This is a genomic window from Sorangium sp. So ce385 (assembly GCF_051474135.1).
Lineage (GTDB): Bacteria > Myxococcota_A > Polyangia > Polyangiales > Polyangiaceae > Sorangium > Sorangium cellulosum_D.
The window spans coordinates 6,342,627-6,361,957 of record NZ_CP150337.1 but is presented as its reverse complement, the minus strand read 5'-3'; the positions used below and the strand labels follow the sequence as shown (position 1 = coordinate 6,361,957).

Genomic DNA, 19,331 nt, shown 5'->3' with positions numbered 1-19,331 from the left:
CGGTGGGCGGCGCAGGCGCCGCGCCGCCGCGGGGCGATCAGCCGATCAGGCAGAAGCCTTCGTAGTCGATGTAGCTGGTGATGGTCGGCGACTCGCCGCACGCCGGGCAATTCTTGTCGCGGCGCAGCTTGAGCTCGCCGAACTTCATCCGCAGCGAGTCGTAGGTGAGGAGCCGGCCGATGAGCGGCGTCCCCTGGCCGAGGATCAGCTTCACCGCCTCGGTCGCCTGGATGATGCCGATGATGCCGGGGAGGATCCCGAGCACGCCCGCCTCCTGGCAGCTCGGCGCGAGGTGCGGGGGCGGCGGCTCGGGGTAGAGGCACCGGTAGCAGGGGCCGACGCCCGGCATGAACGTCGTCACCTGGCCCTCGAAGCGGAAGATCGACCCGTGGACGACCGGCTTCTTCTTGAAGACCGAGGCGTCGTTCACGAGGTAGCGGGTCGGGAAGTTGTCGCACCCGTCGACGATGATGTCGAACTGGTCGAAGATGCGGTCGACGTTGGAGCTGTCGACGCGCTCCTGGAACTTCACGACCTTCACGTCGGGGTTCAGGTCGCGGATCGCCGTCTCGGCGCTGTCGACCTTGGGCATGCCCACCCGCGAGGTCGCGTGGAGGATCTGCCGCTGGAGGTTCGAGTTGTCGACGACGTCGGCGTCGACGAGGCCGAGCGTCCCCACGCCGGCCGCGGCCAGGTACAGGGCCGCCGGGCTGCCGAGGCCGCCGGCGCCGAGGAGGAGGACCTTCGAGGCGAGCAGCTTGGCCTGCCCCGCCTCGCCGACCTCGGGCAGGAGCAGGTGGCGCGAGTACCGATCCCGCTGCGCCTCGGTGAGGTTGGGCGGCAGCTCGACCGGGTAGTTCAGGTCCTTCCAGCGGACGAAGCCCGGGTTGGCGCTCTCCACGTTCGTGTAGCCGAGCTCCTGGAGCGTCTTCGCGGCGAGCGCCGAGCGCGTGCCGCCGGCGCAATAGGCCACGATGTGCGCCGACTTGTCCGGCAGCTTCTGCTCCACTTGCATCTCCAGGAAGGCGCGCGGGATCGAGATCGCGCCCGGGATGAAGCCGGCGCGGTACTCCTCCTTCTCGCGCACATCCAGGAGCACCAGCGGGACCTTGTCGTCGAGGCGGCGCTTGAGCTCGCTCAGCGAGAGCTCGCGGATGGACTTGCGGACGTCGGAGATGAGGTCGCTATAGGTCGTAGGCATCGTGGCTCCTCAGGGATAGGGAGACTTAGGTGCGCGGCGCTACGAGTCAACGACGGACGGACGGGTGCGGGTTTTCTGCTGGCCGAGGAGCACCTCAGCGCGTGCGGGGCAGGAGGTCGGGCTTCGCTCGGAGCGAGGCGAGCGGCTCCTCCTTCTGCGCGCCTCCCTCGCACTCGATGCGCGCGACCCGGCCCGCGGGCGGCACGTCGACGATCGTCGCCGGCTCGTTCTCCGACTTGCAGAGGGCGAGCACCTTCGTGCCCGGGGCGAGGCGCCCGCTGCGGAGCTGCTTGCGCTGGACCTTGACCTCCACGTCGTCCGCGAGCCGCCGGACGAGGATGTCGGCGCCCTGGACGTCGCTCACCACGCCGAGCTCGAGCGTCGGCTGCTTCTCCCGGAGCGGGCCCCACACGCGCTCGCCCTTCAGCTGATCGTTCGGCGGGAGCCAGTCGGCGGTCGGCTCCCGGGCGAGGCGCGGCAGCGGCGCCCACCCGATCGCGAGATCGAGCGCCGCCGTGAGCACGGCCGTGGCGGGCTCGACCGCGGTCACCAGGGCGCGGTCCTTGGTCTGGCCGAGGATCCAGACGGGGGTCGAGGGCGGGAGGCTGCGCTTCGGCTCGCCGTCGCTGTCCGCGGCGGGCGCGACCGGGATGGTGCCGTGCGTCCAGCGCTTCTCCGGCTTCTTCATCGGCTTCATCCGGACCTGCATCGCCTCGACCCACGCCGCGAGGGCCGAGCGCTTCCGCGCGAGCGCCTCGGGCAGCGCGTTGCTCCCGGGCAGGTCGGCCGTCTCCGGCGCGGGCGCCTCCCAGCGCAGGAGCGCGATGGTCGCGTCGAGCTGCGCCAGCGTGGCGGCCGCGTCCTGCGCGCCGACCGCCTTGCCGGCGAGCTCCGTCAGCCGCGGCGTCGCGGCGCCGCGGGCGCGCGCGAGCACCGTGCGCCCCTGCTCCTCGGAGGCGTCGCCCCGCTTGACGGCGGCGTCGATCTTCTCGACGACGCTCGCCCAGCGTCCGGCCGTGATGTCGGCCTCGAGCTGCCCGTAGAGCGCCTCGATGATCGTGGCGTCGAGCTCCGCCGCGAGCCGATCCGCGGCCTCGTCGCCGAGGACCGCCCGCGTCGGCGCCGCCGCGATGAACGCGCGCGCCTCCGCGAACTTCCCGGCGGTGGTCGCCGCGTCGATCTTCCCGCTCGCGCACGCCGCGGCTTGCGAGGCCACGAGCCTCCGGGCCTCCTGCGCGAACGCCTCGCTCTTCAGGGCGTCCATCCGCGACGACAGCGCGGCGAAGGCGCCCTCGCAGTCCTGCCGATCGAGCAGCTCGGCGGCCTCGCTGGCGCGGACCTTCGCCTCGCGCCGGTCGAGCTTGTCGCGCAGCTCGCCGATCTGGTAGCGGTGCGAGTCGACGCCGAGGCCGCTCGCCTTGTCGAGCAGGGCGCGCGCGTCCTCGTACCGCTTGTCGGACAGCGCGCGGCTCGCCTCGTCGTAGAGCCGCTGGCTCTCGGCGATGCGCGCCGTCTCGGCCGTGACGGCGGGCTGCGGCGCGGGCCGCGGGGCGGCCTCGGCGGCGCAGCCGGCCGCGACGGGGAGCGCGGCGAGCAGGAGGACGGCGGGGAGCGAACGGTGGAGCGGCGGCCCGGGGGAGCGCATAGGGACAGGACTGTTCCACTCCACGCCGAGGATCGTCAATGGCGCCCCTGCTGCGCGGTTCCTTGACCCTCGCGGGCTCACGCTTTACGTGAAAGCCCCGTGAGCGACGACGATACGCGCGGGACGGGCGCTCCCCGGGCGGGGGCAGAGGACAACAGCGGGCGCGTGTTCAGCGCGCCGAAGATCACGATCAACCGCGTCTACACCCGGCAGGGCGACGGCGGGCAGACCCGGCTCGTCGGCGGGCAGCTCGTCCCGAAGGACGACGCGCGGATCGAGACCTACGGCACGGTCGACGAGCTCAACGCGCTGGTCGGGGCCGCGCGGCAGACGCTGATGGAGCTGCTCCCGGGCGCGCCCGCCGCGAGCGTCGTGCGGCTCCACGACCTCGGGCGCGCGCTGCTCCGCGTGCAGCACGAGCTCTTCAACCTCGGCTCGATCCTCGCGACGCTCCCCGAGGACGTGCACCCGAAGCAGCCCCGCGTGACGCAGGCGGAGATCGAGCTCCTCGAGGCCGAGATGGACCGCTGCCAGGCCGATCTGGCGCCGCTGCGGTCGTTCGTCCTCCCGGGCGGCTCGCGGCTCAACACCGACCTCCACGTGGCGCGGACGGTGTGCCGCCGGGCCGAGCGCTGCTGCGTGCGCCTCGCGCAGGCGGGCCACGCCGATCCGCTGGCGGTCGGCTACCTGAACCGCCTGAGCGACGCGCTCTTCGTCTGGAGCCGCTGGGCGTCCGCGCTCCTCGGCACGCCCGAGATCCTCTGGGAGCCCGACGTCTCGGCGAGCGGCGGCAAGGCGCAGCCCGCCTGATCCGAGCCGCCCCGGTCGGGGAAGGCCCGGAGGACGAGCGCCCACGCGAGCGCGACGTAGGCGTAGCCGAGCAGCGCGTCGATGAGCCAGTGGTGGTCGAGGTAGAGCGCCGCGAACAGCATGAGCGCGGCGTAGGCGAGCTGGAGGGCGAGCGACGGCGCGCTCGCCCGGCGGAAGGTCGCGAGCAGCCCGTAGAGCGGGTACGTGACGTGGAGCGACGGCAGCGCGCCGTAGACGGTCGCGCCGCGGCTGTACAGGTCGCGGAAGTAGGTGATCCCGAGCATCGCGTCGACGCGCACGAGCGCGGCGGGGGAGCTCTGGGCGGCCGGATCGATCGCGCACCCGTGGGCCTCGACGTACCAGGGCGGCGCGGCCGGCAAGAGGCGGTACGTGGTGAGGCCGAGGAGGTGCGTGGCGAGCGCGAGCCAGGCGAACCTCCGCGCCGCGACCGCGTCGCTCCGGTAGAGGTGGAGCCAGTGCCCCACCATGACGAGCACGTAGCCGCCGTACGGGAGGGCGCAGAGCAGGTCGAGCGCGGGCCGCTCCAGCCGGGCGAGCAGCTCGCCCGGCGTGAGCCGGCGGCCGCCGATCTCCACGCCGAAGAGCGCGAGCTCGGCCGCGCGCAGCTCGCAGCCGAGGACGTGGTCCGGCGCGGCGAGCCCGCCGTCGAGCTGCTTCATGCCGTCGTACGCGAGGAACAGCAGGAAGAAGGGCAGGGCGCTCAGGAAGAACCGGCGCGAGCGATCGCCCGCGCAGACGCTCGTCGCGGCGAGGGCGGCCACGGCGAGGTGGTCCCAGCGCGCGGCGCCGCGCCGCGCGAGGAGGGCGACGTAGGCGAGCCACGGCAGCGCCGGCAGCCAGAAGAGCGCCGGCAGCCAGGGGAAGGCGCCCCAGCGGGCGCGCGCGCGCCGGAGCATGATCAGAGCGGCGCGCTCGTGGCCTTGCCGTCGTCGAGCAGGCGCCGGCGCTCTCCCTCGGGGCGCGCCGTCGCCCGCGGCCCGGGCGGCGGCGCCGCGTCGGCGGCCGCGAGGGCGGCGCGCGTCCGCTGCACGAGCCGCAGGCCGGCGGCGAGCCCGACGCCCGCGACGAGGGCGATGCAGGCGAGCGTGATCGGGAAGGGGAGCGCGCCGGTGAGCGGCGAGGCCGGCACGGCCGGGCCGAAGACGAGCGCGGCGACGAGGTAGGCGAGCCGCTCGTGCCGGCGCATGAGCCCGCTGGGCAGCGCGATCCGGTAGACGTCGGCCTTGGCGCGCGCGTAGCTCACGAGCGACGAGGCGACCATGGCGACGAGCGGGATCGCGAGCGCGAGGGCGTGATGGCGGTAGAAGACGGCGAGGCCGATGAGGGGCGCGGCGTCGGACACGCGGTCGAGGCACGAGTCGAGCACGGCGCCGGCGCGCGACGCCTTGCCGCCCTCGCGCGCCACCATGCCGTCGAGCGCGTCGAGGACGGCGCCGGCGATGAGCAGCGTGGCGCCGGCGCGGAAGCGGCCGACCGCGAGCAGCGGCGCGCAGGCGAGCGACAGGGCGAGCGAGAGGTAGGTGAGGGTGTCCGGCGAGACGCGGAGGCGCACGAGCGCGCGCGCGGGGGCGTGGAACGACCAGTAGAAGGCCTCGACGACCGGGCCGGGGAGCAGCGCGCTCCCCGGCGAGGCGCCGAGCCGCGGCATCGCGGGCCGGCCGTGGCGCGCGACGCGCACGGCGTAGGCGCCGAGCACGGCTGTGCAGATTAGGATCGCAAGGGCGCAGGGGAGAACGGCCACCCCGGGGACGGTTGCAGGGTTCGATCCGGGCCGGCGCGGGCGGCCGTCCTGCGCCGGCGCGGGCGGCCCGGTCGCGCCGCCGCCGGGGGCGGCCGTCATCCAGCGGCGGCGCGGCGGCGCGGCGGCGCGCCGCCGCGGCAGGGAGGGGGCGGGCGGGTGCGCCGCCGGCTACTTGCAGCTGGCGCGCGAGAGGCGGATGCCCTGGTCCGGCTCGGCGTAGGCGATGCCGAGCTCCTGGCCGGTCCAGGCCAGCGCCGGGTACCGGGCGGGCGTGTCGCCGCTCGCCTTGAGCTCGGCGCCCGCGGGCGAGAGATCGCGGTTCAGCAGCGCCACGAAGACGGCCGCGGGGCCGTCGCGGAACTGGTAGTACGCGACGGCCAGGTGGCGCCCGGTCCACGCGAGCGACGGCCAGTTCGCGCTGTCGTCGCCCGGGGAGACGACGGCCTCGCGGGACACCTCGTCCTGCGCGGAGATCCGGATCGCGCGGATCTGCTCGGCGCCGGCGCGGGTGTCCTCCCAGACGACGAAGGCGTCGTCCCCGCCGAGCGCGACGCGCGTCAGCTTCGCGTCGACGCCCTGGTGCGCGATCCGGTCGAGCGGCACGCTCCCCTGGCGCGGCCGGGCGAAGAAGAGCGCGTCGCCCTGGCTCCAGGCGAGCGCCGTCCGCTCGCCGTCGGCCGCGACCGCGGGGAACTTCGCCTGGTCCAGCGGCGTCGCGTTGCCCAGCGCGCCGCGATCCAGGGAGCTGATCAGCGAGCCGCCCGCGTCCATCCAGGCGACGACGATCCCGCCCGGGCCCGCGGCGGCGATGGGCCACGACTCGGCCGCGCCGCTCTCGACAAGGTCGAAGGCGGCGCCCTCGGGGACGCCCTCCAGCGTCGCGCGGCGGCCGCGCACGACGCTGCCCGTGCCGTCCTGGTCCTGCCAGACGACGAGCAGGCCCTCTCCGTCGCGCTGGACGCTCGGGTGGCTCGAGACGCCGGGGCCCGCCGCGATCGCCTCTTCCCGCAGCTTGTTGCCGTCCGCGTCGATCACCGCGAGGTGGATGTCGCCCTCGTCGGCCCCGCGCTCCTGCCAGGCGACGGCGTACCCCGCCCCGGTCGCTGCGATCGCGGGCGTGGTCCCGCGGCCGCTGCTCACCTCCAGGCCTCGCGACGTGATCGTGCAGGCCGCGGCGTGGCTCCCGGTCCCCCCGCCGCCCGTCGCGGCTCCGCTGCCCCCCGTGCCTTCGCCGCCCGTGCCTCCGCCGCCCCCCGTGTCGGCGCCGCCGCCTCGTCCGCCGGAGCCGCAGCCCCACGCCGCGGCGATGATCGCCGCGCTGATCGCGCCATGAACCCAGTGCTTCATTGTTCCCCCGTCGTGGTGATGAGAGGCCCTCGGCGCGGCGCGCGCCGGGCGGAGGCCGCACCGAAGGCCCCGGATCGCGGGTCCGCGCGGCGGCTCCCGCCGCCTTCGGGGGCGGCGGGAGGCGGGTTGCCGTGCGGGACGACCGCTGCTCCTCCGTTCGATGTCCGCGGGGTCGGCCGGTCGCGTCGGAGCCGCGCGTTCGCGCAGATCGCGCGTCGCTCCCGGGCGCGAACCGCCGTTCGCTCCCGCGCGGCGCGGCGCCTGCGCCTCGCGGCTGCCGCGCCGGCCAGGCGCGCGCCGATCGCCGCTGCCCCCGCTGGAACGCGCGCCGCGCGCGCCGATCCGGCCGGCGACGCTACTCGTCGGCCGGCTGCGGCTGCAGCGCCTCGGCGACGGCCGCGAGCACATCCTGCGCGGCCTCGAGCTTGCGCCGCGGCACCGCCTTGATGGCCTGCCGCACGGCCGCCTCCACCGTCCCGGTGCGGAGGCTGTCGAGCTCGCGCCCGCGCGCGGTGAGGCCCAGGAGCGCGCGGCGGCCGTCCTTCGGGTCGGCCCGGCGCTCGATGATGCCGCGCTCCTGCAGCCGCTTGAGCACGCCCGTGAGGGTGCTCGGGTGCAGCTGCATGATCTCGGCGAGCTGCCCCGCGGAGATCCCGGGGTAGCGCCCGACGATGCGGATGACGAGCCGCTGCGGGCCGGTCACGCCCATCTTCGCCTCCATGCGCTTCGAGGTCGACTGCAGGCCGTGATCGACCGCCCACAGGAGCTTCATGAAGTCGAGCACCTCGCCGAGCCGAGTGGCCTTCTCTGCGGGGGGAGCGGCGTGGGACGAGCGCATCGCCGACGCTTGCTAGCTCGCCCGGGCCCAGGTGGCTAGCACCACGGCGGGAAGTCGGGCCGGGGAGCGGACCGCCATGACGCCAAGGGCGCCGAGACACCGGTGAAATGGGAGCCCCGGCGGGGCGCGCGCTGGCGAGCAGCGCACATCGCCGCCGTGGTCTCCGCGCTTTGCCGTAGCGCCGGCGGGCGGTTTCGGAGCAAGATCGGCGTTGATGAGCTGGGCACGGCGAGCCGCTCTGTGGACCGGGCTCGGCGCGCTGATCTGCATTTCAGGCGCGGCCGTCGGCCAGGCGTCCTCGCTGCGCGCGTCCTTCTCGGCGGCGTACCGCGCCTTCCGCGATCCCAGCCTGGTCGATCCCGCGCGCGCGTCGACCGACGTCGCGCCGGCGCTCGCGTGCGCTCCGCCGGCGCCGGCGCCGTCCGACGACGCGCCGCCCGCCGTCACCGCGCTCCTCGTGCGCGAGTTCCAGCCCGCGACGGACGAGGATCTCGAGGACCCCGACGGGGCGACGCTGTCCACGCTGGCGATGCCGGATCTCGACGTCCCGCTCACGCGCCGCACGATGCGGTTCGTCCGCTTCTTCGCCCAGTCGGACGAGGGGCGCGCCGTGTTCCAGCGCCGCTTCCGGCGCGCCGGCGCCTACCGCGAGATCATCGAGCGCTCGCTCCGCGAGGCGGGCCTCCCGGAGGACCTCCTCTGGGTCGCGGCGGTGGAGAGCGGCTTCGATCCGCGGGCGGTCTCGCCGGCCGGCGCCGCGGGGCTCTGGCAGTTCATGCCGAGGACCGGCGAGGCTTACGGCCTCGAGCAATCCGAGTGGATCGACGCGCGCATGAGCCTCACGCGCGCCACGGACGCCGCGACCGCGCACCTGCGCGACCTCTACGAGCGCTTCGGCCGCTGGGATCTCGCGCTCGCGGCGTACAACTTCGGCCACGAGGGCGTCCTCCGCGCGCTCGGGAAGGCCGCGGCCGAGCGCGATCCCGAGGCCCGCGGGCCCATCGGGCTCGCCGAGCTCGCGCAGGCCGGCGCCGTCCCCAAGGAGACCGCGGACTACGTCCCGCAGATCGTGGCGTTCGCGATCGTCGCGGCCAACCGCGCCCGCTTCGGGCTCGACCTGCCCGACGTCGCGCCGCTCGCGCCGCTCGACCTCGGCGAGGTCGCGGTGCCGCCGGGGACGCGGCTCCGCACCATCGCGCGCGCCGCGGGCATCTCCACGGCCGCGCTGCGCGAGCACAACCCCGAGCTCCTGCGCGACCGCGTCCCGCCGGGCCGCGCCGACCACCTGATCGCGCTGCCCGCCGATCGCGTCGCGCGCGCGATGGCGCTCTTCCCGGCGTACCTCGACCACGAGGAGCTCGACGAGGACGAGGGCGACGGCCTGGCCGGCGCGTCCGCCGCGCTGCCGCCGCGCGGCGAGCTCGCGCTGGGCGACGGGTCGCTCCCGCCCCGCCCTGTGTCGCTCGGCCGGAACCGGCTCCCGCTCTTCACCCCGCCCGGCCAGGCGCCGGCGCCGATGCCGCTCCTCGGCAACCCGGAGGCGCTGGAGGCGAAGCTCCCGATCGTGATGATCGGCGGCGACGTCGGCTTCCGCCCCGCGTTCGAGGACGATCCGCTCGGCCTGCGGAGCGGCCGCCTCGCCCCGGCGTCGCCGTTCGACGCCCTCGAGGGCCCGGGCGCGCGGCGCGCCCTCAAGGGCCGAGAGGCGGCGATCGAGAAGCAGATCGGCCTGCTCGCCGGGCTCGGCCTGGAGCAGGTGCAGCGCTTCCGGCTCCCGAACGGCATCGCGGTCGACCTCCGGGAGGACCCCGCGGCGCCGCTCGTCTCGATCAGCGCGTCGGTCGCGGTGCCGGCGCGGTCCGCGGGCGACGCCGGGGCGGCGGGACCGGCGCTCGCCAGCGAGGCGCGCGTCGCGATCACCGTCCCGCCGCGCGATCTCGAGGTCGGCGTCGACCTGGTCGCGGCGCGGCTCCGGCTGCTGCTCGACGAGGCGAGCGCGGGGCGCGTGGCCGAGCTCCGGAGGCAGGCCAGCGCGGCCTCGCGGCGCGCGCTCGAGCGGGCGCCGTACGGCCCGTCGTGGCTCGCGCTCGGGGAGGCGCTGTTCCCTGCGGGCCACCCGCTCGAGGGCACGCTGCTCGGGGCGCGCGCCGACGCCGGCGCGGCCAGCGAGCTCCTGCTCACGGAGTCGCTCCGGCGCGAGCGCGCCGCGGCGCAGGCGACGATCGCGCTCTCCGGCGACGTCTCGCGCGCGGCGGTCGAGCAGGCGCTCGCGCGCTCGCTCCAGCGCGTCGTCGCGGAGCCGGAGCGGCCGATCGGGCCGCACCCGCGCGAGGAGCGGATCGTCCTCGAGGACGCGGTGCCGTCGCCGCGGCTGCTCTACGGCTGGATCGCGCCGCCGGAGGGGGGCGCGGACGAGGCGCCGCTCCGCGTGGCGATGGAGATCCTCGTCGGCCCGCGGGTCGCGCGGCTCGCGAAGGCGCTCGTGACCGAGGGGCAGCTCGCGTCCGAGGTGACCGGGCGGCTGTCGCTCGGCGCGCAGGCGAGCGTGGCGGCGGTGGAGCTCACGCCCGCTCCGTCGCGCAGCGCCGCCGAGCTGGAGCAGCGCTTCGACGCCGAGCTCGCGGCGCTCGCGACGTCCGGGCCGACCTGGAAGGAGCTCGCCCTCGCCAAGGCGCTGCTCAAGATCGAGCTGGAGAAGGAGCTCGCGCGCCGCGCCGCCGTCGCGCCGCCGCCCGCGTCCCCGCGGCCGATCACGGATCTGCGGCTGCGCGCCGCGCTCGATCCGGGCAGCCTGCCGCGGCTCCTGCGCGCGCTCGAGGAGGTCGAGCCGGCCGACGTGCGCGCCGTGGTCGCGCGGACCTTCGGCCGAGAGCACCGGGTGAGCGTCACGACGTGGCCCCGCGGCGGCCCCGGCGGCATACGCGGCGCGGGCCCGCTCGCGACGGACGTCCCCGCCTCCGCGGCGCCGCCCGCGCCGTCGCCGTGACGGCGTCGCTCGCCGCGCGCCGTCACATTGCTGCGCCGCGTGGTTGACGCGACGCAAGAGGGAACCGCGCGTTCAGCGCCGCAGCAGCATTCTGTCGCTATCTGGTGAGCCAGCTGTCCTTCGCAGGATGGACTTATGGACAGGTATGGACATCTGGCATCAATTGGAGATAGCACGGGAGAATGACGACCCCTGTAAAGCCGCTGATGGCCGCCATACCAGCGAGCGAGCACGCCACGCACTTCCACGACGCCGCCTACCTGCCCCCTCTCTCGTTGACGGCGGAGGCGCCGCTTCAGGCGCCCCGCGTGACGCGGAGCGGCGTGGTGGAGCGCTCGACGCGGATCGCCGCGAGGGTGACGCCCGCCGAGACGTCCGATCCGGCCTCGCTGCTCGACAGGGTGCACGACGTCATCGCGCTCTCGGATCAGCCGGTGCTGCGCAACCTGCTCATCACCCAGTGCTACTACGAGATCTCGGCGGAGCTCGTGAAGCTGCTCGGCGGCGGCAACGCCCACTGGTGCACGTTCGCCACGTGGGCCTCCAAGACTGCAGGGAGGTTCATCCGCAACGAGGAGGTGCCGTCGGTGCTCCGGTGGCTGATCCTCTCGGACGACGAGGAGCGGGAGGTGGTCGTGCCGCGCCTGCTGAGGAGGCGCGGGCAGGGCGAGCCGGAGCGGGCGAGCGCGTGGCGGATCAGCGCCGTCGAGCTGATCTCGCCCTGGTGGCAGCAGGGGTTCGGGCTCATGGAGCTGCCCGAGCGGATCCTGTCCGAGCTCAGCGCGGACATCGCGCTCGGCAACCTCAAGGTGTTCGAGGAGCTCGGGCCGCTGTTCGCCCGCATGATCCAGCTCTACCGGGGCTGCCCGCGTCCGGGGAAGAAGGAGCTCGCGGCGCTGATCGAGGGGCTGGAGCAGGGGCCGTCCACGGACGGAGGGCAGGGGCTGCTCCGCAGCGCCATGGAGCACTACCACGACGCGATGCTCACGGAGGACAGGGACGAGAAGGCGGAGCTCATCCTCCTCGCCAACGCGCGCGTCGGGCTGCACGAGCAGGTGCGGCTCCAGCCGTACATCGCGCGGGCCCTGAACGCGCCCGTCCGCTGCGCGGTCGACACGGTCGGGCTCCCCGAGGCGCTCCAGTCGATGGTCCTCGACAAGGTCGAGAAGCTGAAGGCGTTCTGGCGCGCGATCGCGACCAAGGAGATGATGACCATGCGCCTGCCGGACCAGATCCTCGAGCTCGGCCACGATCTCCCCGCGCCGCCCGGCCTGCCGCTGCACTGCGACGAGCTCGCGACCATCGAGGATCGCGAGCTCTACGAGCTCCTGCTCAAGTACGACGCCCACGACCAGACGACGGCCGGCTGCGGCGCCCAGGACTGGGCGTTGCTGAGCGAGCGCATGGGCTACATCCTCGAGCTGTTCCGCTCGAGGCAGTGCTGCCCCCGGCTCCTCGAGCGGCCCTTCAACTGCGAGCAGCACGCCGAGATCCTCGCGTGGCGGGTGCCGTCGCCGATCCACGGCGATCTCTAGCGCCCCGCGCCGGCGCGCCCCTGTCGGCTCTCCGCCCCCGGCGCCGCGCCGCGCGCGCCGCCCCTCACCGCTCTCGCTGCGCGTCCCCCGCGTCGGCCCGCGCCCCGCGGCGATCGAAGATCTGCGTCAAGAGGCCGAGCGCGCCCTGCCGCTCGGCGATCTCGCGCCCCTTCCGGAAGGCGGCCTCCGCGCGCGCCCGCGCCTCCGCGGCGGTCGGCGCGCCGCGCGCGAGCGCGATCTCGCCCTCGAGCCGCCAGAGCTCCGCCTCGAAGTAGCGCTCGTCGCTCTTCTCGACGAAGGAGAGCGTGTCGTCGAGCAGGGCGCTGGCCTCGTCGACGTTGCCGGCGCCGAGCTCCGCGTCGATGAGCGCCGCTCGCCAGTAGGTCAGCGACACGCGGCTGCCGACGCCCGTCAGCATCGTCAGGCCCCCGCGGATGCGCGCGGCGCCCTCGGCGTAGCGCGCGCGCGCCTCCGCGCCGGCCGGCCCCTGCGCCGCGCGCGCGGCTGACGCCCAGCCGAGATCGATCTGGCTGAGCGCCGCCCAGTGGGGCATGCCCACCTCCTCGGCGAGCTTGCCGAGCACGCTCGCGTGCGCCTCGGCGCCGGCGACGTCGCCGACCAGGCAGCACAGGACCGCCGCGAAGTGCTCGACGAAGCCCCGGCTCACGGGCTGGTTCAGCTCCTCGCACAGCGCGATCGCCTCGTCGATCGAGGCCTTGCCCCGCTCCGGCTCGCCGAGGTGGAGCGCGATCCAGGCGAGGTGCGACAGCGAGAACGCCGCGGCGTCGTGGCCGAAGAGGAAGGCGAGCGGCAGGTGACGCGCGGGGTCGTAGATCGACAGCACCTGGTTGAAGTGCTCGCGCGCCTCGCCGAGGCGCCCCCGGAGGAAGCGCGTCGCGCCGAGCGCCTGGTGCGCGCCGAGCGAGATCGCCGGGTCGCCCGTGCTCTCGGCGAGCGCGAGCAGCTGCTCTCCGTGCTGCTCAGCGAGCGCGTAGTCCCCGCGGACGTGGAAGAAGATCCAGAGCCCCCACAGCGCGGGGAAGAGCTGCGGCGAGGAGCCCGCCTCGCGGCAGAGCGCGTGCGCGCGCGCGTACGCCGCCTCGACCTCCGGGGCGGCGTAGCCGCGCGTGATCATCAGCGGGACGCCGAGCGTCGTCTGCAGGGTGATCTCGTCGCGCGCCCTCTCCTTCGTCTCCGGCAGCTGCTTGAGGAGCTCGAGCCCGCGGCGGAGGTGGCTCTTCGCCTCGGCGTGCGCGGACGAGATGAGCGAGGCCTCCCCGGCGCGCTGCCAGGCCGCGACGGCGGGGCCGATCAGCGCGGCCTCGGTGTAGTGGTGCGCGAGCAGCTCGGGCGGCGTCTCGGGGAAGCGCTCGGCGAGCACGGCGGCGATGCGCGCGTGGTACACCTGCCGGGTGCTGCGCAGCAGCGACTGGTAGGCCGCGTCCTGCACCAGCGCGTGCTTGAACGTGTACGTCGCGCGCGGGGGGCGCCCCCGCTGGAAGAGCAGCTCGGCGTCGACGAGCTGCGCGAGCGCCTCGCGCAGCGCCGCGGGGCTCGACGCCATGAGGAGCGGCTCGCCGCCCGCGCCGCCGCCCGCGCAGAGCTCGAGCGCCTCGTAGCCGAACGTGCGGCCGAACACCGCGCCGAGCTGCGCGACCTCCTTCGCCGGGCCGAGGCGGTCGAGGCGCGACATCAGCGAGTGCTGGAGGGTGACCGGGGTCTCGAGCGCGCTTATCCACCCGCTCGGCGCGCTCGGCGAGCCGGCCGGCTCCCCAGCGGCCGCCTTGGCGGCGGCCGCCTCGAGGACCATGCGCGTGAGCTCCTCGGCGAACAGCGGGACGCCGTCGCTGCGCTCGGCCAGCGTCCGGATCACCTCGTCGGGCAGCGGGGCCTGGATGGCCGACGGCCCGCTCGACGCGTACGCGCCGGCCAGCTGCTGGATGAGCGCCCGCATCCGGTCGGCGCTGAGCGGCGCGAGGTAGATCTGGGTGAAGTGCGATCGCAGCGGCCACGGCGGCGTGAACGTGGGGCGCGCGGTCAGGAGCAGCAGCAGCGGCGACGGCCGCCCCTCGTCGATCAGCCGGCCGAGCAGCTCCAGGGTCGACGGATCGGCCCAGTGCAGGTCCTCGGCCGTGAGCACGAGCGGCTGCCGATCGGCGAGCCCGAGGAAGAGCTGGAGGAGCGAGGCGATGGTCTCCTGCCGCTGGCGCTGCGGGGTGAGCGCCGGCGCCGGGTGGCGGCCCTCGGTCGGGATCGACAAGAGCGCGGCGAGCAGCGGCACGGCGAGCGGCCCCGCCTCCGCCTCGGCGAGCAGCTGCTCCAGCCGGTCGAGCCGGTCTGCGCCCCTGTCCGAGGGCGCCCCGCGCTCGCTCGGCGCCGCGGCCGAGCCGCTCAGCGTGCTCGCGCGGTCGCGGTCGCCCGCGATGAGCGCGTTGAGCAGCTCGATCACCGGATAGAACGCGCTGTTCTGGAGCTGCGGCGAGCAGCGCGCCTCGAGCCAGAGGTGCGGCGTCCCGGCCAGCCGGTCGCGGAAGGCGCGCACGCTCCGCGACTTGCCGATGCCGGCCTCGCCCGTCACCAGCACGACCTGCCCGGCGCCGCCCGAGGCCCGCGACCACCGGGTCGCGAGCTCGTCGAGCTCGCTGTCCCGCCCGACGAGCGGCGTGAGCCCCTGGTGCATCCTCGCGTCGAGCCGGTCCCGCGCGGTCGTGCGCCCCTGCACCGCGAAGATCTCGATCGGCTGGCGCGCGCCCTTCGGGCTGATCTCGCCGAGCGCGTCCACGTAGTAGTAGCCCTCGATGAGCTTCTGCGTGGCGCGGCTGACGAGCACCGTGCCCGGCTCGGCGTGGGCCTTCAGCTGCGACGCGGCGTTCAGGGTCGGACCGGCGAGCGAGGGCACGGCGTCGCTGTCGGCCACGACGACGATCCCGGTGTGCACGCCGACCTGCACCGACAGGGGCACGGACACGATCCCCTGCGCGTTCAGGCGGGACATGTGCTCGACCAGATCGAGCGCCGCCTGCACCGCGCGGAGGGCGTCGTCCTCCTTGGCCACGGGGTGGCCGAAGTAGGCGATCGTCTCCTCGCCGGGCGAGCGGAGGAACACCCCCTCCTGCGCCCGGATCACCTGGGCGCACGCGGCCTGGAACATCTGCACGAGCTCGTGGAACGCCTCGCTGTCGACCGTGTCGGCGATGCGCTCGGCGCCGGCGAGCCCGCAGACCAGCACGGTGAGCTGTCGGCGCTCGCCGCGGCCGGTGGCGGTCACCGGCCGCGTCCCGGGCGCGGCGCTCGGGAAGAAGGAGGGGAGCTTCGGGGCCAGCGGCGTCTCCGGGGTGGCGGCGGCGCCGAGCTGGATCGACGCGTTGCGGATCGGCCTCGCCGGCGGCTCGGCGGGCGCGAGGCCGCGGCCCGGGATGGCGAGCGTCGGCGCTGCGCCGAGCCGCTCGTCCTGCCGCTGCTGCTCGGGCGATCTGCGCTGCGTGCTCGGCGGCGGCCCGGGCTCGGAGGGCACGAGCTGCGTCTCCTGGTCCGCCGCGGCGTGGTGCACCGCGCGCGTCGCGATGCCCCGCTGCCCCGGCGAGCCGCCGCGCTCGTCGTCGCGAGGCAGCGGCCACGGGATCGCCGACACGTCGCAGACCTCGAGCAGCTCGTAGGCATCGCGGGCGGACCGGAAGCGGTGCGCCGGCGACTTGGCGGTCGCCTGCGCGAGCAGCGCGCCGAGCTGGTGGCCGCGGAGGGCGCGGGGGATGGGCACCGGCTCGGGGCTCAGCTGGCGGAAAATGACCTCGGCGACCGTCGCCTCGTGCATCACCGGCGCGCCGATCAGGCACTCGAGGAAGGTGAGCCCCCATGCGTAGATGTCCGCCGCTGTGGTCGGGGTGGACTGCACGAGCTGCTCCGGGGCCATGTAGGCCGGGGTCCCGTTGAACTCGCCGGTGGGCGTGAGCGCGCGGTAGTCGGCGGCGCGGGCCTCGCCGATCAGCGCGGCGATGCCGAAGTCGAGCACCTTGACGTGCGTCCGCTTGCCGGAGCCGGCGACCATGATGTTGTGCGGCTTGAGGTCGCGGTGGATGACGCCGCGCTCGTGGGCGAAGCCGATGGCGTCGAGCACCTGGAGCATCAGCCGCTTCGCCTCGTTCGGCTCGATCCCCCGCGTGCGCTGGCAGCGCGCGCTCAGCGTCTCGCCGTCGACGTACTCCAGGGCCAGGTAGAGCTCGCCTTCGGGCAGGCGCCCGGCGTCGAGGAGCCGGACGACGTTCGGGTGGCTCAGCTGGGCGATGACCTGCATCTCCCGCTCGAAGCGCGCCTCCTGCGAGCCGGACTCGCGCGAGCGCCGCAGCGCCTCGGGCCGCAGCAGCTTGAGGGCCACGCGCTGGGTCGTCACGATCTGGCGCGCCTCGTAAACGACGCTATGACCACCGCTGCCGAGGTGGCCGAGCACCTGATACCGGCCGTCCACGAGCGCGCCGACCTCGAGCAACCCATCGCGAGCGGACATCTCTTGATCTCTTACAGCCGAACGCCGCCGGAGGGGATCGTGAACGCCGCTGACAGCCCAGGTTGATCGCTCGCGCGACCCGAGGCCGGCGCGCTCGTGGACGGCCGCGAGGTGGGGACCTGGCCCACTCCTCCGCGGCGCCCACCCCTGCGGCCCCGCGGCGCAGCGCGCTTCGCGGTCCGGCGCTGAGCGTGAGTCAGGCAACCGAGATTACTTCGGCTTGAGCGCGTGGTGCGGGAGGACGAGGTCTGATACCCTCGCGCTTGATGGGCAATGCCCCGCATTCTGGCAGCATGCCGCCACCCTCGAGTGGCCGGGGCCAAGGAACGCTCCTCTACGCCGTCGACGACGAGGAGAGCAACCTGGACCTCATGGACCGGGCGCTCCGCTCCGGGTACCAGGTTCGCACCTTCGGCGATCCGCGCCGCGCGCTCGCGGCGGCGGTGAAGGAGCCGCCCTCCGTGGTCGTCGCGGACTACCGGATGCCTCATTTCAGCGGGCTCGCGCTGCTGCGCGAGCTGCGCCGGCAGGGGCTGAGCTACGTCCCGGTGCTCCTCTGCGCGCCGACCGACGTGGAGCAGATCCAGAAGATCTCCCGGGAGAGCGCGAGCTTCCGGATCATCACGAAGCCGTGGATCGCCTCGGATCTGCGCCGTCAGGTCGACCTCGCGGTGAGCCTGCACCAGCTCCAGGCGACGAAGAACCTCCGCTGAGCCGAGCGCGCCCCATGACCCTCCGGCGCGCCGCGCAGGTCGACATGCCGGGAGCGCCGCCGGCCTCCCTGTCGCGGCGCGGGCGCGCCGGGCGACGGCGGTGAGCGCTCGCTCCCTCGACGTTGTCGCGCTCGAGCTGCCGCAGCGCTTCGGCGACCTCCGGGGCTCGCTCGCCGAGATCGATCGCCTCCTCGGCGCGCCCGCGCTGGCCGGGGCCGATCTCGCGCTCTTGCCCGAGCTGATCGTCACGGGCTACGTCTCGCCGCGGGGCGACAGCGATCTGCGCCGCTTCGCGGAGCCGCTCGACGGCGAGTCCGCGCGGCGGCTCTCCGAGCTCGCGCGCAAGCACGGCATCGCGCTGGCGGGCCCGCTCGTCGAGGAGGGCCGAGGCCGCTTCTACAACACCCTGCTCGTCTTCGACCGCGAGGGGCGGCGCGTCGGCCACTACCGCAAGCGCCACCCCTGGTTCCCGGAGCGCTGGGCGGCGCCTGGCGATCTCGGGACCCCGGTCCTCGATCTGCTCGGCGTGAAGGTGACGGTCGCGATCTGCTTCGACGTCCACTTCCTCTCCGAGGACGCGGGCGAGGCGCTCGACGCGGCGGATCTGCTGCTCTTCCCGACGGCCTGGGTCGATCCGCCCGGGGAGGGCGACGCGCGCGCCGAGCTCCTGCCCGCGCTCGCGCGGCGCCATCGCGTGGCGATCGTGAACGCGAACTGGGGGCCGTCCCGCCCCGCGCTGGACGGCCAGGGCGGCTCGCGCATCCTCGACGCCGACGGGCGAACGGTGGCGGCGGCGCCGCCCGGTCCGGGGCCGAGCGCCGTGCGCGCCGCCTTGCGCCTCGGGCAGGACCGGCGCGACGGCTGAGGGGAGCCGAGGGAGGTCGCGCAGCGCTGGCGCGCCCGCGCCCGGGCTCAGGCGAACGGGAGCTTGCTCAGGTCGACGTTTCCCCCGCTCAGGATGACGCCGATCCGCGCTCCCTGAACCTTGCGCAGCAGGACGGCCGCCACCGGGACCGCCGAGCTCGGCTCGATGAGGATCTTCATCCGCTCCCAGACGACGCGCATCGCCTTGACGATGTCCTCCTCGCCCACGGTGACGATCTCGACCCCGCGCTCGCGCAGGACCGCGAAGGTGAGCTCGCCGAGCGAGGTGCGGAGGCCGTCCGCGATCGTGATCGGGTCGTTCGAGGGGAGGATCTTCCCCTCGCGCAGCGATCGGGCCGCGTCGTCGGCCGCCCGGGGCTCGGCGCCGACCGTGCGCGCGCGCGACAGCGCGCTGGTCGCGACGGCGGTGCCCGAGAGCAGCCCGCCGCCGCCGACGGGCGCGACCACGGCGTCGAGGTCCTCCACCTGGCTCGCGAGCTCCAGCGCGGCCGTGCCCTGGCCGGCGATGACGTGCGCGTCGTTGTACGGGTGAACCAGGATGGCGCCCGTCTCGGACAGCACGCGGGCGAGCGTCTCCTCGCGTGCCCGGAGCGTCGGGGCGCAGGTCACGATCCGGGCGCCGTAGCCCTCCACGGCGGCGCGCTTCACGGCGGGCGCGCTCTCGGGCATGACGATGTGCGCGGGGACGCCGCGGATGCGGGCGGCGAGCGCGAGCGCGGCGGCGTGGTTGCCCGAGGAGTGGGTGGCGACGCCGCGGCGCGCGTCCTCGTCCGAGAGGGCCAGGACCGCGTTGCACGCGCCGCGGAACTTGAACGCGCCGACCCGCTGCAGGTTCTCGCACTTGAAGAAGACGCGCGCGCCCGCCATGCCGTCGATCGTCCGGCTGGTCATGACGGGGGTCACGTGGGCGTGCGGCGCGAGGCGCGCGGCGGCGCGGCGGATGTCCTCGATCGTCGGCAAGGGGCTCATGGACGGGCATCGGAGCGCGGCCTGCGCCCGACGTCCACCGCGAGCGCGCCCGCGAGCGCGCCGCGCCGGCGCCCGCGAGCGCGCCCGCGAGCGCGCCGCGCCGGCGCCCGCGAGCGCGCCGCGCCGGCGCCCGCGAGCG

12 protein-coding genes and 1 pseudogene are annotated in these 19,331 nt (G+C 75.2%); 5 read left to right on the top strand and 8 right to left on the bottom strand.

Features of this window, described 5'->3' with window-relative positions; translation table 11 throughout:
- Positions 1-37: 37 nt before the first annotated feature.
- Positions 38-1,201, bottom strand: a complete 1,164-nt coding sequence (moeB, locus tag WME83_RS23205) for a molybdopterin-synthase adenylyltransferase MoeB (RefSeq protein WP_437321463.1) — start codon at positions 1,199-1,201, stop codon at positions 38-40.
- A gap of 94 nt (positions 1,202-1,295) precedes the next feature.
- Positions 1,296-2,846: a hypothetical protein gene (locus tag WME83_RS23200; RefSeq protein WP_437321462.1), complete on the bottom strand. Its 1,551-nt coding sequence runs from the start codon at positions 2,844-2,846 to the stop codon at positions 1,296-1,298.
- A 99-nt stretch (positions 2,847-2,945) separates the two neighbouring features.
- Here WME83_RS23200 and WME83_RS23195 point away from each other — a divergent pair, with 99 nt between their 5' ends.
- Positions 2,946-3,656: a cob(I)yrinic acid a,c-diamide adenosyltransferase gene (locus tag WME83_RS23195; protein WP_437321461.1), complete on the top strand. Its 711-nt coding sequence runs from the start codon at positions 2,946-2,948 to the stop codon at positions 3,654-3,656.
- Between the two features lie 47 nt (positions 3,657-3,703).
- On the opposite strand, the pseudogene WME83_RS23190 reads toward WME83_RS23195, so the two are convergent.
- The 4 genes and pseudogenes from WME83_RS23190 to WME83_RS23175 all read right to left on the bottom strand — a co-directional run.
- Positions 3,704-4,336 (bottom strand): annotated as a pseudogene (locus WME83_RS23190) (phosphatase PAP2 family protein); the annotation flags it as partial.
- 239 nt (positions 4,337-4,575) lie between these two features.
- Positions 4,576-5,373, bottom strand: coding sequence for a CDP-alcohol phosphatidyltransferase family protein (locus WME83_RS23185; protein ID WP_437321460.1), 798 nt, complete (start codon positions 5,371-5,373; stop codon positions 4,576-4,578).
- Positions 5,374-5,586: 213 nt separating this feature from the next.
- Positions 5,587-6,765, bottom strand: a complete 1,179-nt coding sequence (locus WME83_RS23180) for a hypothetical protein (RefSeq protein ID WP_437321459.1) — start codon at positions 6,763-6,765, stop codon at positions 5,587-5,589.
- Positions 6,766-7,120: 355 nt separating this feature from the next.
- Complete coding sequence (locus WME83_RS23175) at positions 7,121-7,603, bottom strand: MarR family winged helix-turn-helix transcriptional regulator (RefSeq protein ID WP_437321458.1); 483 nt, start codon at positions 7,601-7,603, stop codon at positions 7,121-7,123.
- 214 nt (positions 7,604-7,817) lie between these two features.
- Here WME83_RS23175 and WME83_RS23170 point away from each other — a divergent pair, with 214 nt between their 5' ends.
- On the top strand, positions 7,818-10,589 hold the full coding sequence (locus tag WME83_RS23170; protein WP_437321457.1) for a transglycosylase SLT domain-containing protein: 2,772 nt from the start codon (positions 7,818-7,820) through the stop codon (positions 10,587-10,589).
- A 182-nt stretch (positions 10,590-10,771) separates the two neighbouring features.
- Positions 10,772-12,124: a hypothetical protein gene (locus tag WME83_RS23165; protein WP_437321456.1), complete on the top strand. Its 1,353-nt coding sequence runs from the start codon at positions 10,772-10,774 to the stop codon at positions 12,122-12,124.
- Positions 12,125-12,188: 64 nt separating this feature from the next.
- Here WME83_RS23165 and WME83_RS23160 read toward each other — a convergent pair whose 3' ends face one another.
- Positions 12,189-16,625: a protein kinase domain-containing protein gene (locus tag WME83_RS23160; protein ID WP_437321455.1), complete on the bottom strand. Its 4,437-nt coding sequence runs from the start codon at positions 16,623-16,625 to the stop codon at positions 12,189-12,191.
- Positions 16,626-16,918: 293 nt separating this feature from the next.
- On the opposite strand from WME83_RS23160, the gene WME83_RS23155 reads away from it, so the two are divergent.
- The gene (locus tag WME83_RS23155; RefSeq protein WP_437321454.1) at positions 16,919-17,338 is read left to right on the top strand and encodes a response regulator; all 420 of its coding nucleotides are present in this window, start codon (positions 16,919-16,921) and stop codon (positions 17,336-17,338) included.
- A gap of 100 nt (positions 17,339-17,438) precedes the next feature.
- A complete protein-coding gene (locus tag WME83_RS23150; protein WP_437321453.1) occupies positions 17,439-18,203 on the top strand; it encodes a carbon-nitrogen hydrolase family protein in 765 nt (254 codons plus the stop codon).
- Positions 18,204-18,250: 47 nt separating this feature from the next.
- Here the strand turns inward: WME83_RS23150 and WME83_RS23145 are convergent, their stop codons facing one another.
- On the bottom strand, positions 18,251-19,192 hold the full coding sequence (locus tag WME83_RS23145) for a pyridoxal-phosphate dependent enzyme (protein WP_437321452.1): 942 nt from the start codon (positions 19,190-19,192) through the stop codon (positions 18,251-18,253).
- Positions 19,193-19,331: the final 139 nt, after the last annotated feature.